The sequence below is a fragment of the Mesorhizobium muleiense genome (assembly GCF_900099905.1).
Lineage (GTDB): Bacteria > Pseudomonadota > Alphaproteobacteria > Rhizobiales > Rhizobiaceae > Mesorhizobium > Mesorhizobium muleiense.
Genome location: NZ_FNEE01000017.1, coordinates 87,254 through 102,043 on the forward strand (window position 1 = coordinate 87,254; position 14,790 = coordinate 102,043).

Annotated in this window: 14 protein-coding genes; 10 read left to right on the forward strand and 4 right to left on the reverse strand. The window is 60.6% G+C overall.

All coding sequences use genetic code 11. The annotated features are described in order from the left end of the window. Positions 1 to 152 precede the first annotated feature (152 nt). Entirely contained in the window at positions 153 to 1,628 is a 1,476-nt protein-coding gene (locus BLT09_RS24310) for an ABC transporter substrate-binding protein (RefSeq protein WP_091597715.1), read from the reverse strand. A gap of 211 nt (positions 1,629 to 1,839) precedes the next feature. On the opposite strand from BLT09_RS24310, the gene BLT09_RS24315 reads away from it, so the two are divergent. The 6 genes from BLT09_RS24315 (at position 1,840) to BLT09_RS24345 (ending at position 9,247) form a co-directional block, all read left to right on the forward strand. After that, positions 1,840 to 2,547: a GntR family transcriptional regulator gene (locus BLT09_RS24315; protein WP_027151244.1), complete on the forward strand. Its 708-nt coding sequence runs from the start codon at positions 1,840 to 1,842 to the stop codon at positions 2,545 to 2,547. A 59-nt stretch (positions 2,548 to 2,606) separates the two neighbouring features. Next, complete coding sequence (locus BLT09_RS24320) at positions 2,607 to 3,773, forward strand: mandelate racemase/muconate lactonizing enzyme family protein (RefSeq protein WP_091597718.1); 1,167 nt, start codon at positions 2,607 to 2,609, stop codon at positions 3,771 to 3,773. 63 nt (positions 3,774 to 3,836) lie between these two features. Beyond that, a complete protein-coding gene (locus BLT09_RS24325) occupies positions 3,837 to 5,186 on the forward strand; it encodes a mandelate racemase/muconate lactonizing enzyme family protein (protein WP_091597721.1) in 1,350 nt (449 codons plus the stop codon). Positions 5,187 to 5,203: 17 nt separating this feature from the next. After that, entirely contained in the window at positions 5,204 to 6,403 is a 1,200-nt protein-coding gene (locus BLT09_RS24330) for a mandelate racemase/muconate lactonizing enzyme family protein (RefSeq protein WP_091597724.1), read from the forward strand. After that, the gene (locus BLT09_RS24335) at positions 6,384 to 7,265 is read left to right on the forward strand and encodes a 5'-3' exonuclease (protein WP_208602538.1); all 882 of its coding nucleotides are present in this window, start codon (positions 6,384 to 6,386) and stop codon (positions 7,263 to 7,265) included. Before BLT09_RS24330 ends, BLT09_RS24335 begins: the two co-directional genes overlap by 20 nt. 476 nt (positions 7,266 to 7,741) lie before the next feature. Then, a complete protein-coding gene (locus BLT09_RS24345) occupies positions 7,742 to 9,247 on the forward strand; it encodes an Ig-like domain-containing protein (RefSeq protein ID WP_091597732.1) in 1,506 nt (501 codons plus the stop codon). A 248-nt stretch (positions 9,248 to 9,495) separates the two neighbouring features. Here BLT09_RS24345 and BLT09_RS24350 read toward each other — a convergent pair whose 3' ends face one another. After that, positions 9,496 to 9,747 (reverse strand): DUF6074 family protein, encoded by a 252-nt coding sequence (locus BLT09_RS24350; protein ID WP_023797634.1) that lies wholly within the window; start codon positions 9,745 to 9,747, stop codon positions 9,496 to 9,498. Between the two features lie 71 nt (positions 9,748 to 9,818). Between BLT09_RS24350 and BLT09_RS24355 the strand changes: the two genes are divergently transcribed. After that, the gene (locus BLT09_RS24355; protein WP_091597735.1) at positions 9,819 to 10,004 is read left to right on the forward strand and encodes a hypothetical protein; all 186 of its coding nucleotides are present in this window, start codon (positions 9,819 to 9,821) and stop codon (positions 10,002 to 10,004) included. A 3-nt stretch (positions 10,005 to 10,007) separates the two neighbouring features. Here the strand turns inward: BLT09_RS24355 and BLT09_RS24360 are convergent, their stop codons facing one another. Then, the gene (locus BLT09_RS24360) at positions 10,008 to 10,877 is read right to left on the reverse strand and encodes a LysR family transcriptional regulator (protein ID WP_167366526.1); all 870 of its coding nucleotides are present in this window, start codon (positions 10,875 to 10,877) and stop codon (positions 10,008 to 10,010) included. 235 nt (positions 10,878 to 11,112) lie between these two features. Here BLT09_RS24360 and BLT09_RS33870 point away from each other — a divergent pair, with 235 nt between their 5' ends. Next, positions 11,113 to 11,268: a YjiS-like domain-containing protein gene (locus BLT09_RS33870; protein WP_084833633.1), complete on the forward strand. Its 156-nt coding sequence runs from the start codon at positions 11,113 to 11,115 to the stop codon at positions 11,266 to 11,268. A gap of 165 nt (positions 11,269 to 11,433) precedes the next feature. Here BLT09_RS33870 and BLT09_RS24370 read toward each other — a convergent pair whose 3' ends face one another. Next, on the reverse strand, positions 11,434 to 12,468 hold the full coding sequence (locus tag BLT09_RS24370) for a LacI family DNA-binding transcriptional regulator (protein WP_091597828.1): 1,035 nt from the start codon (positions 12,466 to 12,468) through the stop codon (positions 11,434 to 11,436). Between the two features lie 168 nt (positions 12,469 to 12,636). Here BLT09_RS24370 and BLT09_RS24375 point away from each other — a divergent pair, with 168 nt between their 5' ends. Next, on the forward strand, positions 12,637 to 13,683 hold the full coding sequence (locus tag BLT09_RS24375) for a sterol desaturase family protein (protein ID WP_091597741.1): 1,047 nt from the start codon (positions 12,637 to 12,639) through the stop codon (positions 13,681 to 13,683). 154 nt (positions 13,684 to 13,837) lie between these two features. Further along, the gene (locus tag BLT09_RS24380; RefSeq protein WP_091597831.1) at positions 13,838 to 14,746 is read left to right on the forward strand and encodes a sugar ABC transporter substrate-binding protein; all 909 of its coding nucleotides are present in this window, start codon (positions 13,838 to 13,840) and stop codon (positions 14,744 to 14,746) included. The last annotated feature ends 44 nt before the right edge of the window (positions 14,747 to 14,790 follow it).

Here is a 14,790-nt window from a genome sequence, read left to right on the forward strand (position 1 = left end):
TCTTCTGAACGAACCGGCTGCACTATCGGTGCAGCCGGTCAGGCCTGGACTAAAGCGCGTCGCGTTTGATCGGCCTCACGCGACGCGCTTTAGGTTGTTATTTTATGCATGTCGTTATCGCAAAACCGCTGCACACTTTTGCGCGACATGCATTAGAGTCCGCCCATCAGGTCTCTTACCTTCCTGGCCGCGTCGTCGGCTGCCTCGTCGACGGTCATCGCTCCGGTCAGGGCATTCTGCAGCATGTCCGGGACGATGATGTTCATGATCTCCGGGGCCTGCGGCAACGCCGGGAACGGGATGCCGTATGGCAGCATCGAGGTCGTCACGTCGAGGAACTTGATGTTGTCCAGACGTTCCTTCATCCATTTGGTCTTGAAGCCGTTGAGGTTGCCCGGATTCGAGCCGGCGTAGGCCATCTTCAGCGACCATTCAGGGCTCGTCCACATGCAGATGATAGCCTTTGCGGCCGGCTCGTCGACCTTGCCGCCCTCGACATATTCAGGCTTCAGGATGTGAATGTTCGAGCCGCCGAACACGACTGCGCGCTTGCCGTCGGAGCCGGTGGGAATCAGGCCGTAGCGCATGTTGTCGATGACGGTCTGCGCCTTGTCCTTGTCGGCACCCGTCGCCTTCTTCTGCAGGTCGAGCATGACGTCGTAGTCGGACGGATGCGAGATCATCATGCCGAGCTGGCCGGCGAGGAACAGGGGCTGGTTATCGGCCTGCTGGTTGGTGAGCGCCGAAACCGGAACCGACTTGTCGCGAACATACATGTCGTACGAGGCTTGCAGGGCGGCCTTGCTCTGCGGGCTATCGAGCTGGACATCCTCATAGGTCGGGTTCGCGGTGGCTTCGTCGAAGACGCCGCCGCCATGAGCCCACAGCTGCGGCATGAAGCGGTACGGCGTATTGCCGGCATTCTTGCGTGCCACGAGGCCGTAACCGGCAATGCCGAGCTTGTCGTGGATCTGCTTGGAATATTTGACGACGTCGTCCCAGGTTGCCGGAGCCTTGTCCGGATCGAGGCCCGCACGCTTGAAGATGTCGGCGTTCCAGATGAACGCCATCGTCTCGTTGTTGGTTGGAATGCCGTAGGTCACTCCCTCCCAGGTCACGGCCTTCATGGCGCCAGGCCAGAAGTCCTCGGTCGAATACCCGACATCCTCGGGTTTGAGCGGCTCCAGGTAGCCTTTTGAGGCGAACTCGGTACCACCCAGGATTTGCAGGCGGACCGCCATCGGCGCGGCGTTGCCGAGGAGCGCCGTGCGGAACTTGTCAAGAAGGTCGTTATAGGTGAGGGCTTGTTCCTCGAGCTGGATGTTCGGATAGGTCTTGCGGAAGGTCTCGAAGAAATCCTTGTAGTACTGGCGCAAAAGGTCGGGGTCGCCCTCGAACACGCCCTGATACCAGAAAGTCAGTCGCCCCTTGTAGTCGAGCGGGGTGACCTTGGCGCAATCGGCCGCGGTGTCAAAATCCTCTGTGCCCGCAATGGAGCGCACATATTCCGGCGACCACTTGCTGAGGTCGACCGGCGCTCCGAGCGCCGATGTCGACATCAGCGATGCCATCAAAGCAGTGGCGACAGTGCCGCGCAGGACCGCACTGCCGAGCGTAATCCTCGTCATAGGTATCCTCCCTGGTTCTCCATGCCGCCCTGCGCCGAGGCAAAGCGGTCTAGCTCGTTCGACCGCGGGACGCTTTCTGTTCTATGTATCCCTTCGATCATTTTGTACGTTTTCAGATCGTGGATTGCCTGTCAACGCGCCGGATCGTACATTGTTTGTGAAAACCGTGTGTGATATCGGGCAGGGTATGTGTTGATCAGGGGAGCCGGTCTTGGCCGAAATAGACGACTTTAAAGCCATGCCACCGGTGGAGACTGACCCCATGGCCTCCAGCGAGGGCGCCTCGCTTTATGAACTGATCAGGGAAGACATCATCGAGGGACGGCTCGCCGCCAACGAACGGCTTGTGGTCACCGATCTCGCCCGCCGTCACGGCACCTCGACCAACCCCGTGCGCGAGGCCCTGCAGCTCTTGCGCGGGGAGGGTTTTGTCACCTTTCTCCCCAACCGCGGGGCGCGCGTGCGACCCATAGATCAGGATTTTGTCCGGGATATCTATGAAATCGGTGTTCTGATCGAGCCGGCCCTGACGCGATGGTTTGTGAACATGGCGACCGGCGAGGACATCGCCGAACTCGAACGTCTCCAAGGGCTGATTGAAGAGAACAACTTTGCCGACACATTCAGGCACAGCGAACTGGATACCGCCTTCCACACCGTGATGTACCAGCGGCACTATAACCGCCATGCCGCTGAACTTTGGTGGAAGCATCGCGAAGTGCTGCGAGCCGTGAGCCGGCGTTTCAATTTCACGCTGGCGCGTCGTGCCGCGATCATTCGCGAGCACCGCGAACTCATCGCGCACGTGAAAGCGGGAGAAGCCGACAAGGCGGCCGAACTCGTTTCCCGCCATGTCGAGGGTTCCGGCCGGCATATTCTCGAACAGATGCGTGCGCGCAACGCCGCTCGGGCCGGATAGGAACGAAGGTCCAGTCTCGAACACCGTTAGCCCTAAGCATTTCAGATAAAGGGATTGAGATGAAAATCACGAGCATTCGGCCGTGGCTGATCAAGTCCGATGCTTCTTATTGGGGAGAGTTCCTGTTCGTCGAAGTGACGACCGACGAGGGGGTGAGTGGCTGGGGAGAGATCACCACCACGACAAGGCTCGCCAACCGCGCTCTCTGCACGATCCTGCGGCAGATCGGCGTCGCCGTGACAGGCGAGGATCCAGCGCGTATCGAGCATCTCTGGCACAAGATTTTTCGCAGCTTCACCTATATGGGCAGCCGCGGCGCCGCCGTCGAATGCGTGAGCGCCATCGATATAGCCCTCTGGGACATCCGCGGCAAAGTCCTCGGCAAGCCGATTTACGAGCTGCTGGGCGGACCGGTACGCGATGAAATCGCGCTTTACACCCATCCCAACCAAGCCAAATTCACCAGCAAGGAGGCGGTGGTCCGCGAAATTCTGGACATCGTCGAGTCCGGACACACTGCGCTCAAGTTCGATCCTTTCCCCCACCAGGGCCACAGCGCCGATGGCCTGCCCCGCGAACAGCGGGACGGCTACCTCGATGGCAGCATGACCCGCAAGGACGAGCGCGAAGCCGCCGAACTCACGGCTCTGATCCGCGAAACGGCGGGGCCTGACGTCGACGTTCTCATCGATGCGCATGGCCGCTTCGATGTTCCCACCGCCATTCGCCTCTGTCGGAGTCTTGAGGAAGCCGGCCAGATCGACTGGTTCGAGGAGCCTTGCCCGCCCGAGAGCCTGAGCGCCCTCAAGCAGGTGCGTGAAAAAGTCAGTGCTGCCATCTCGTGGGGCGAGCGCGGCCACACAAAGTGGGATTTCGTGCCGGTACTCGAGAACAGGCTCGCTGACTACATCATGCCTGATATCACCTGGACCGGCGGCATTACCGAGTTCAAGAAGATTTCTGCCCTATGCGAAGCCTACTACATCCCGGTCTCGCCACATGACGCCGCGGGACCGATCAACGTGGTTGCGGGAGCGCAGGTGATGATGACCGTTCCTAACTTCTACAGGCTCGAAACGTCGGAGTGGAACCTGGGCAAATACGATCACCTCATCGACAGACCGCTCGATGTCTCGAACGGCAGCCTCAAGCTGACGCAGAGGCCTGGTCTCGGTATTGAGATGGACCGCGACTACCTGCAGGCCCATGAGATCGAGCTGGCCTAGCAACGTTCCATGCCGGCGCGGCGTGCGGGCGACAAGCCACACCCACCAGAACGAGGACAAGTCATGGCAAAGACGGCCGACGAGGCGCTCAATCGGGTGAACGCGAACTCCAAGCCGTCCGAGCTTCGCATCACCGACATGCGGGTAGCCGAAATCGTCGGCGCGCCGTTCACCTCGACCCTGGTCAAGATTTACACCAACCAGGGCATCGTCGGACTTGGCGAGGTGCGCGACGGCGCCAGCGCCACCTATGCGCTGATGCTGAAGAGCCGGCTGCTTGGCGAGAATCCCTGCAACATCGATCGCCTGTTTCGCCGGATCAAGCAGTTCGGCGGGCACGGCCGGCAAGGCGGCGGCGTCTCGGCGGTCGAAATCGCGTTGTGGGATCTCGCCGGCAAGGCCTATGGCGTGCCCATCTACCAGATGCTCGGCGGCCGCTTTCGCGAGAAGGTGCGCCTCTATTGCGATACCGACGCCACCGTGCCGGCCGAGACCGGCAAGCGCCTCAAGCAGCGCATGGCGCTCGGCTTCACCTTCCTCAAGATGGATCTGGGATTGATGCAGATCGCCGATGTCCCCGGTGCGGTCGTGTCTCCTGCCGGCTCACTTGATGGGTACCGCGTCCAGCCGGGCCGCGGCCAGGTCAAGACCCTTGAAGAGCGGCGCGCCCGCAACGCCGCCTACGATCTGCATAACGTCCCCCACCCGTTTACCGGCCTCCATTTTTCCGACAAGGGCCTCGACTTGCTTGAGCAGTACATTGCCGAGGTTCGCGAGGTTATCGGCATGGATATTCCGCTCGCCATCGACCACGTCGGCCACATCTCGCTGCAGGACGGTATTCGCCTCGCCAGGCGGATTGAAAAATATGTGCCGGCCTGGCTCGAGGATGTGATCCCATGGCAGTACACCGAGCAGTACCGACAACTGCAGGACGCCACCACGGTGCCGATCTGCACCGGCGAGGACATTTATCTCAAGGAGGGCTGCGAGCCTCTGCTCAAGAGCGGCGGCCTCTCCATTATCCACCCGGACCTGCTCACCAGCGGGGGCATCCTCGAAACCAAGAAGATCGGCGACATGGCGCAGGACCACGGCGTCGCCATGGCCATCCATATGGCAGAAAGTCCGATCGCGGCGATGGCCGCGGCACATGTCGCGACCGCGACCGAAAACTTCTTGGCGCTCGAATACCACTCTGCTGATGTCGACTGGTGGGACGATATCGTCACCGGCGTTGCCAAGCCGCTGGTCAAGGACGGCTTTATCACCGTTCCCGACAAGCCGGGCCTGGGGATTGACGACGTCGTCGACGAGGTGATCTCGCAGCATCTGCAGCCGGGTGTCACCGGCATCTGGCAGCCCACGGATCAATGGGACAACGAATATTCCTGGGATCGCACCTGGAGCTGAGGCGAAAAGAACCGAAGATGAAGATCACCGACCTCCGTTGTGCCGTCATCGGCAAGCATCCCATCGTTCGCATCGTCACCGACGAGGGCCTCCATGGCCTGGGCGAGGTCGAGTACACCAAGCCCTACCTCAAGCCCTGGGTCCTGCATTTTCGCGAGGCGCTGATCGGCGAGGACCCGACCGACGTCGAGCGGGTGATGCTGAAGATCCGCCAACGCGGCTCTTTCAAGCCCTATGGCGCAGCGGTAAGCGCTATCGAGCATGCGCTGTGGGATATTGCCGGCAAGGCCGCAGGCGTGCCGGCCTACAAACTGCTCGGCGGCAAGGTGCGCGACAAGGTGCGCGTCTACAACGGCTCGATCCGCAGGAAACGCACGGGCGACCGGCCGGAGGATTACGCCGCTGACGTCAAATGGATGATGGAGCAGCCGCAGAACTTCTTCATGATCAAGCAGGGAATCTCGTTCCACTCCAACATGAAGGACACCATAGAGGGCTTCCATTACGGCGTGACGCAGAAGCAGGCCGGCTATCACGGTGCCATGGATCAGGGTGTGATCAGCGAGCGTGGTTTCAATCACATGCTCGACTGCGTGATCGCGATGAAGGAAGTGCTGGGCGACAAGGTCAGCCTGGCGCTCGACTGCGGCCCGGGCTGGATGCTGCCCGATGCGATCAAGTTCGCCCGCGCGGTCGAAAAATACAATTTGATGTGGCTCGAGGACATGCTGACTGGCGACTATGTGCCGTGGGTCAATCCGCAGGCCTATCGGGAGCTAACCACCTCGACCTCGACGCCAATCCATACCGGCGAGCAGATTTACCTCAGGCACAATTTCAAGGAGCTGATCGAGACGCAGGCGGTGCGCGTCATCGGCCCCGATCCTGCCGATATCGGCGGCATTGCCGAGCTCAAATGGGTCGCCGAGCACGCCCATATGCACTCGATCCTGATGGCGCCGCACGGCACGGCGAACGGCCTGCTTGGCCTCGGCGCGTTGATCAATGTCTGCGCCACCTTGCCCGCCAACTACATCGCCTTCGAATATCCGAGCGCCTCCGATCCCTGGTGGGAGGACCTCGTAATCGGCCTGCCGTCGCAGATCGTGACGGACAGCATGGTGGATCTGCTGGAAGCGCCGGGGCTTGGCCTCGATATCGACGCCGAAGCAGCCCGAAAGTATCTCAGGGAAGAGGATGCGGGCTTCTTCGACTGAACCATCCCTTTTTGCCAAGCGCGTGCGCAGGATTGCGATGATCGTTCATTTAATTGACGGCACATACGAACTGTTCCGCCACTTCTATGGCCAACGCCGCTTCAACAATGGCCAAGACAAGCCGTTTGGCGCCGTCGTCGGCGTGCTGAACACAGTGCTGGAGATGATCGAGAACGGCGCCACACATGTTGGGGTGGCCACCGATCATGTAATCGAATCGTTCAGAAATCAGCTCTGGCCCGGCTACAAGACCGGGGATGGCATCGAGCCGGCATTGCTCGCGCAATTCCACCCCCTCGAGGACGCCCTGGCGGCGATGGGAGTGGCGGTCTGGCCGATGATCGAGCTGGAAGCCGACGACGCGCTGGCATCCGCGGCATACAGCGCGGCTGCCGACGAGGGCGTGCAGAAGGTGTGCATCTGGACGCCGGACAAGGATCTCGCGCAGTGTGTGCGCGGCGACCATGTCGTCCAGGTAGACCGCAGGACCCAGAAAATTCGCGATGCCGCCGGCGTACGCGAGAAGTTCGGAGTTGAGCCGGCCCTGATTCCAGATTTCCTCGCGCTCGTGGGTGATGCCGCCGATGGCTATCCGGGTCTCGAAGGCATCGGCCTGGTCTCGGCCGCCCGGTTGCTTGGCCGCTACGGCCCTCTTGAAAGCTTTCCGCCTGAAGCCCTCGGCAAGCGGAGAGAGCTCGCGCTTTTGTTCAAAAATCTCGCGACGCTGCGCACCGACGCTCGGCTGTTCGATAATATCGAGGAACTTCGCTGGCACGGCCCGACCAAAGCGTTCGAGAGGTGCGTGATCCAGCTGAATGACGCCCGGCTCCTCACCCGTGCGCTCAAGGCTTGGCGTTGCTGACCGCGGGAGGCGAGGTCTGGAAGCGGCCTTTGAAGGCCAGCCTCGAGTCCCCAATCGAACAGGGGCACTGTGCTCGCGGCAAGAGTCCGGATGAAGAACTAAGCGTTGTTCAGCGCGAAACCAACGCTTTGCCCTACAAGAACGGGCGCATGAGATGCCGCCGCCAGGACCGGTCGCCGCGTCCGACGAGCGGATCGAGATAGGCCGTCCGGTTCGCAAGCGGAAGATCGGGCCGAACGGGCGAGACGAGTTCCGCCAGGCGCGCGATGCGCTCGGCTGTGCTCGGATGCGTCCGGAACCAGTGCGTCGGCCATTGCCGAATCCAATCAGACAGTTCGGCATGATCACCGAATTAACCACATTCGAAGAAGGCGAAAGGCGGTTGGGTTCGTCACCGATCCGTCTCGCGTAACATGTTACTGTTGGAATTGGGGCATCCGCAGCACGTCCAGGCGCAAAGGCAAGGAAGAGACAGGATGCCGACCTTAAGCAATGGCAGTGAACTCATCGTATGGAACGAACCAGAGAATCCCAATCCGACCCCTGACTCGGTCCTTTTCAGCATTACGGAAACAGACGGCGACGTAATCGGACCGATAGGCGCAAAGCCGGATTTCCCTTACGGTGGGATCGAACTGGCTTCGGTCGATGTCTTCGATGGCTTCTTCACCATCACCAGCTTCACCCACGAGGGCAGGACCGAAACCTGGACGACAGTGGAAACGCAGGTCTTCGACAACGAAGGCAATTTTCTCCGCACCGTGTCCGACCAGGCGGCCTTCCAGTCGGTCCGGATCGTCTCGATCAGCGCTGACAGCCCCGACGACCTCACGGTGACATGGATCGGGGCGAACGAATATTTCGGCGGCGAAAACACCCAATACGGTCAGCACCAGATCATCTTGAAAGGGGGCGTGCTTCAGTCCGACACCTTCGTTAATCACGCGCCCACCGTTGCCGACCTGGACTTGTCGATTTCGCAGGCGCAATCTCTCGACGACGTCAAGTTCAGCGCGACAGATGCCGACTACGATCTCTTGAACTTTATCGTCTTGGACGGGCCGGACAGCGGCACCCTGGAGCAGGAGACGAGTTTCGACGGTAACCACTACCCGTTTCACCAGGGTCATTATGGCACTACCCTGCACTATCATGCGGATTTTCTAAGCGGAAACCTGTTCGATTACACACCGGAGGCAGGGTTCATCGGCACCGACAGCTTTACGGTTTACGCTACGGACGGCCAGGGCAACAGCAATGTGGCGACGATTACGATCACAGTCACTCCGCCGGCCGAATCCATTACCCTGACCGACGCCAAAAACATCGCGAGCTACGCAAGCCATGATCATGCCGTGCTCGTCGCCGCGCTAGGCGGGGGCGACCGCATCAGCGGCACCCCGTTCAACGATACGCTCGACGGCGGTGCCGGCCACGACCAGCTGTTCGGCGGCGCGGGCGCGGACGACATCATTGGAGGCGCGGGCACCGATTGGCTGAAGGGCGGCGCTGGCAATGACGAGATCAGCGGTGGTGAGGGCGCAGACGGCGTCCGCGGTGACACCGGCGACGACGTCCTCGACGGCGGCGCCGGCTCCGACGACATGCGAGGTGGTGCTGGCGACGACATCCTCAATGGCGGCGCCGGCCGCGACCGGCTGGCCGGCGAGTGGGGCAGGGATGTCTTCGTGTTCGACGCACTTGGGCCGGCGAACTACGACAGGATAGAAGACTTCAATGCGCACGACGATGTGTTCTGGCTGGACAGCTCCGCATTCGTCGGGCTGTCGGCCGGCTCGCTTTCCGCTGCGGTTTTCGTCGTCGGCAAGCACGCCATCGATGACAACGACCACATCATTTACGACAAGGAGACCGGCGATCTGCTGTTCGATGTGGACGGGGCAGGAGGAGCGGCGACTGTCAAGTTTGCCGCCCTGGACCCGAGCACATTCCTCACAGTGGACGAGTTCTTCGTGTTATAGGCGCGCATGGTGGGGCGCAGCTACATAGACCGGGCGTGATCGCGCCCATACGCAGGATTTCCTCCCCGATTGCGCAGTAAGGGGCGTCAGGGCTCATCCGAGCCCTTCATGACCCGACTGGCTGGTGTCTGCAACGGTGAGGCATGATTTCGACGAACGCGGCTATCTTTTCATCCGCATTGAAAAACCTTGCATTTGACGGATGCAGTGGTGCCACGCGGCAATCCATCGTCGTGAGCCAGCCGATGCTATTGTGCTAGTTTCGCCGCACTGCGGGTGGCTATATCATCCAGGACAGCATGAAGAAGCGTTCCGACTTCCTGTTCGGCCAGCCCGGGTGCAATTCCTGATTCGGATAATTGAACGAGAATTGCCTTGGCGGTGTTGCGCCAGAAGGCGTTCGCGTCCTCCCCGTTCTTGGACTCCAGGACCAGGGCGATCCCTTCGACCAATTTCCGCCGCCGATGCAGCGGAAATGCGCTTATGTTTGAATCGCACATCGATCACCTCACCTCTTCAGTCGCGCGAATAAGCATTGGCGGGTTAGAAAATTTGGTTAACAGCGCTCTTTTTGACGGTGGTCAGCCATGGAACAAAGCGTCCGCTGGGCTCGATGGTCGGTGCCGCGAATAGCGGCTGGACGCAGCGGCATGGCGAGTTCGAGTCCCTGTTGAAGTATTACGGCCTGGGCCTGACGGCGCAGGAGTCCGGCATGAGTGCCAGCATGCGGCTCAGCTGGCGGCCGATCGACGCCTGAGGCTTACCGGATCGACGTCTCGCCGCGAAACAGCGGCTGGTGCGCCCGCATCAAGGCGGTAATCCGGTCGGCGACTTTTCGCACCGGCGGCGCGTGACGTTCCTCGTGGTGGGTGACGATCCATTGGTCGGTTTCGAGTTCGGGGATAGGCTGAGCGACGCGAACCAGCCGCGGATCGCTGTCACCGACGAAGCACGGAAAGATCGAAAGGCCAGCGCCGGCGGCCACCAGTTCGCGCACCGAATGGGTGTTGTTGCCGCGCACGGCGATGCGGTCACCGTGATGGGCTTGCAGCCAGCGCGCCGAGGCAATGTTTGCCGCTTCGCCGGTGACGCCGACGAACAACCCGGCGGCGATGCCGTTGATCATGCGGCGTCCGGAATAAATGGCGTGGGCGACCTTGCCGCTCTGACGGCCGGCCAGCCACTGCTCGGTCGGTCGCTCGCCGCGGATGCCGATGTCGGCGGCACGGCGGCCGATGTCGACTCGGTCGGTGGTGGTGACGAGCTCCACCCTTATGCCGTCATCGACCGTCCAGATCTCGCCGATATGGGCGGAAACGAAGGCTGAGGTCCATGGCCCGGCCGAGACGCGGACAATGCGGTCGGGCAGGTTTCCCTCGCGCCAGCGGGTCAGCGACTGCATTGCTGCCTCGACGTCTTCGGCGCGCCGCAGCAGTTCTTCACCGATCGGGGTCAGCCGGTAGCCTGTCTGCTGGCGCACGAACAGCGGTTCGCCGATCTGCTTTTCGAGCGCGGTGACGCGTCGTCCAAGGGTGGCTGCGCTGAGGCGCGTGGTTCCCGTCGCTGCGCTCAAGCCACCCAGCCGCGCAACGTCGAGAAACAGCCTCAGATCGTCCCAGTCGATATCCATTTTGCAGAAATGAAAAACTCCTTGCGACCTTGGCTGTAGCGCGAAGCGGGCATCACGCGCAAGCATGCAGGCATTGAAGGCGTCGGACAATCCTGCCTGGAGCGACAGTGACAAGCGCCTCGGCTGGCCAAGGAGCCAGCGAATCCTTGCGAAACGCGCATGCGCTTCGCGCAGATGCTTTGCGTTTTCGACCAACCCGGGCGCGCGGGCTTTCTGCGCGCCAAAGGAGACGATCATGTTCGATAAGCTTCGACACCGTTTCGCCCGCTGGCTTGCCTATCGCCAGACGCTTGCGAGCTTGAGGCAGGCCCCAGACAGCACACTGGCGGATGCTGGCATTTCTCGCGAAGAGATCCGCGAGCATGCCCGCCACGCCAGCCTGCGTCGTTGAGGAGGCGGGGCATGCAGATGATGGAGCTTTGGGATGGCCGCTCGGTACCGCGCATCGGGATCGGCACCTGGGCGGCGGTGGCGCCGCGCGCTGGCGATGGCCTATGACATCGGCGCGCGGGTGTTCCGACTAGAATCCCTCTGAGGCATCGTCGAGATAAATGAGTCAGATGTTTTCCGGCGTGACTATTTCAAAAGGTATAGACCGCTGGAGGGTCGCGACCGGTGCTTGCGGCCCAATCACGTCAATCATCGTCTGCACAAGGAGGGCGGAGGTCGCCTCGAGTGGATGACAAAGCGCTGCTGTGATTAATCCCTCGGACAGGCCTTTTCTCGTCTCGGGTCCAATGTCACGGCAAACCAGCTTGATTCCCGCCCGCCTTTCGGCAGGAACCTCTCGCAGCGCACGGAGCACCCCGGTTATTCCACCACCGACGATCAGAATTCCCACAAGGTCATCAGTCGTCTTCAGGAGTTCGGCTACCATACGATAAGCTTCACTCGATTCCTCACGAGTAGGGCGACTTTCTTCCACTGCGAGCCGCGGAGCGTGTTCACGCAAATACGAACGGAAGCTGGCGTCCGAAACGTCTTGGCATTGATACCGGTGATTGCCTATGAAAACCGCAATGCGCCCTGGACCTTGGGTGGTTTGCGCAACCAAGAATGCCGCTGTGCGTCCCAGCTTCCAGTTGTCCGTGCCCACGTACGCTGCCCGTTCCGGCGCGGATTGGTCAGTAATATAAGCAACAACGGGCTTCCCCATTTCCTTCAGTGAACGGATGGCCTGACCTATGATTGGGTGATCTGCGGCAACCACCGCGACTGCGTCGCAAGAGTCGCCAAGCGCGATGAGGCGGCTAGAGAAAGTCTCCGGCGTCAGCAGATCGACAAACTCGACGACAGCCTCGACCACCTCGTCGCGACGAGCGCGACAGGCTGCGATTATTTTCTTTCCGAACAGTTGGTAGAGTTCACGGGTCGATTGCTGCAGCAGGAAACCAAATCGGTGATGGGGCGATAGTTTCTTGGCCCGGTCGTCGATCGCTCCGATCCCATAGAACCCGATTTCTTCGGCTGCGCTTTGTACTCGTTGCACGGTTTTTGGGCGAACGGAGACAGTGCCGCTGAGGATTCTGTTCACAGTCGCCACTGATACGCCAGCGGCTTGAGCGAGGTCGCGAATTGTCGGTCGCCTCATAGAACCGTCCCTCTTCTGTATCATCATGAGTGAGACATTATGATACAAATGCGACCTCAATACTATTTTTGCGTTCCGACAATATCAAGCCTCCGATATGAATCGTCTCCGTTGAGGCCAATCGGGTGAAGGCAGACCGGAATTGGTCGGCCAGGAGGCGCTGTTCAGATGGATGACCTTCAGTATGGAACGCGCGACAAACGCGGAAACTGGGTCCCGCACCGCCGCGCCGAGCCGGTGCCGATCTGGCATCGCCCGTTCAATGCCAAGAAGGTACTGGCCTGGATTCCCGAGTTTCTTTGGCCTTGGAATGCGTTCCACATGGCCACGGCAATCATCTGGGTCAACTTGCTCATTCCGAGCTGGGAGAGCCTGGCAACCTTTTCTCTGCTCAACTACCTTTGGCTTTTCGGCCTGAACGCAGTGGGCATTTTTCTCTTCTACGGGTTCTTTGAGGTGCGCTATTACATCCAGCGCAAGCAAGAGAACCGCTTCAAGTATAATCCAAAATTTCCATCTGACGCGCCATCCGACGTCTTCTGGTTTCAGAGCCAGAACATCGACAATTTCACCCGCTCGTTTTTCATCACCATACCGCTGTGGAGCCTGGTCGAAATCGTGATGCTGTGGGCCTACGCCAACAGCTGGGCGGTCTGGCTGCCCTGGACGACGAATTGGCTTTACCTATCGTTCCTCGTCATCATCGCACCGGCCTTGCATGAGATCTATTTCTTCTTCCTGCACCGCGCCATCCATTGGCCGCCGCTCTACAAATGGGTGCACTCGGTTCACCACAATTCGATCAACCCCAGTCCGTGGTCGTCGCTGTCCATGCATCCGGTGGAAGGGTTCCTCTACCATGCCGAAGCCTGGCTGCACCTGCTGATCCCATCCAACCCGGTCTGCGCGTACTTCACGCTGCATGGGGCCGGCTTCGGAGCGGTGAATGGCCATCTTGGGTTTGAGACCTTCGAACTCACCGACAAGGTCAAGCTCGATAGCCATTCCTACGTCCACTACCTGCACCACAAGTATTTCGAGGTGAACTACGGCGGTGATGGTCTGGTCCCTCTCGATATGCTTTTCGGCACTTGGCACGACGGAAGCAAGGAGGCCGACGAGGCTATGAAGGCGCGCTTTCGCAAGAAGAAAGAAAAGCTCCGCGCCAAGCAGGAAGCCCCCGACGGCAGGGCCTCTGACATGCCGGCAGAGTAATCAACAGTCGCTGTTTCGCTTTGTGTGCCCGGAGGAGGGTGAGCGGATCGCCATGTTTTTTCAAACCCGCGGGGCGGGTCAACCTGGGAGGAAGACCATGAAACTCTTCAAGACGTTGGTGTCGGCAACGGTGCTTACCGCATTCAGCACCGGCATGACGCTTGCCGCCGACATCTTCGTTATCGGCGGCAAGCCGGACGATCCATTCTGGTCGATCGTCAAGCGCGGTGCCGAAGACGCCGGTAAGGTCGTCGAAGCTCAAGGGGGTAAGGTCACCTGGCTCGGGCCGCAGAACTACGACAATCTAGGCGTGGATGCCGCCGAGCTGATCCGCCAGGCCATCGACCAGAAGGCCGACGCCATTGTCGGTCCGGACTGGGTGCCGGAAGCCATGGATCCGGCGTTCAAGGCGGTTGTTGACGCTGGCATCCCGCTTGTCATCTACAATGCCGGCGGTTTGCAGGCGGCAGATCGCCTCGGCGCCATGAACTATGTCGGCTCGGACGACTACAAGGGCGGCGTCGCCGGCGGCGAGTATCTCGCCAAGGCCGGCAACAAGAAAGGCGTCTGCATCAACACACTGCCGGGTGCGGCCAATATCGAGGCCTACTGTGGTGGCTTCAAGGAGGGGATGAAGAATGGCGGCGGCGAGGCCGATGTGTTGCCGTTGCCAGCCACCTCATTCGGCTCGGCAACAGCAGTAGCACAGGCGGTGAAGGCCTATCTGCTGCAGCATCAAGACGTAACCGCTGTGTTCACCATCGGCAATGTCGACGCCAATTCGGCCATGAACGGCCTCACCCAGGCCGGCAAGGCCGGGCAGGTTCAGCTGTGCGGCATCAACTTTGACGAGACCATCCTGAATAACATCAGAGATGGGAAACAGGCCTGCGCGATCGACCAGCAGGGCTACTGGCAAGGCTACCTCGCCGTCTCGATCTTGAATGGCAAGATAAACTACGGGCTGACCGTGCCGACGCGCGAGATCCTCACCGGTCCTGGTATCATCGACAAGAACACTGTCGAGCTGACCATTGCCGGCGTGAAGGCCGGCGCGCGCTAGGTGTCCTTACGGCCGCCCGCCTTGTGAGGCGGGCGGCCAGTTCA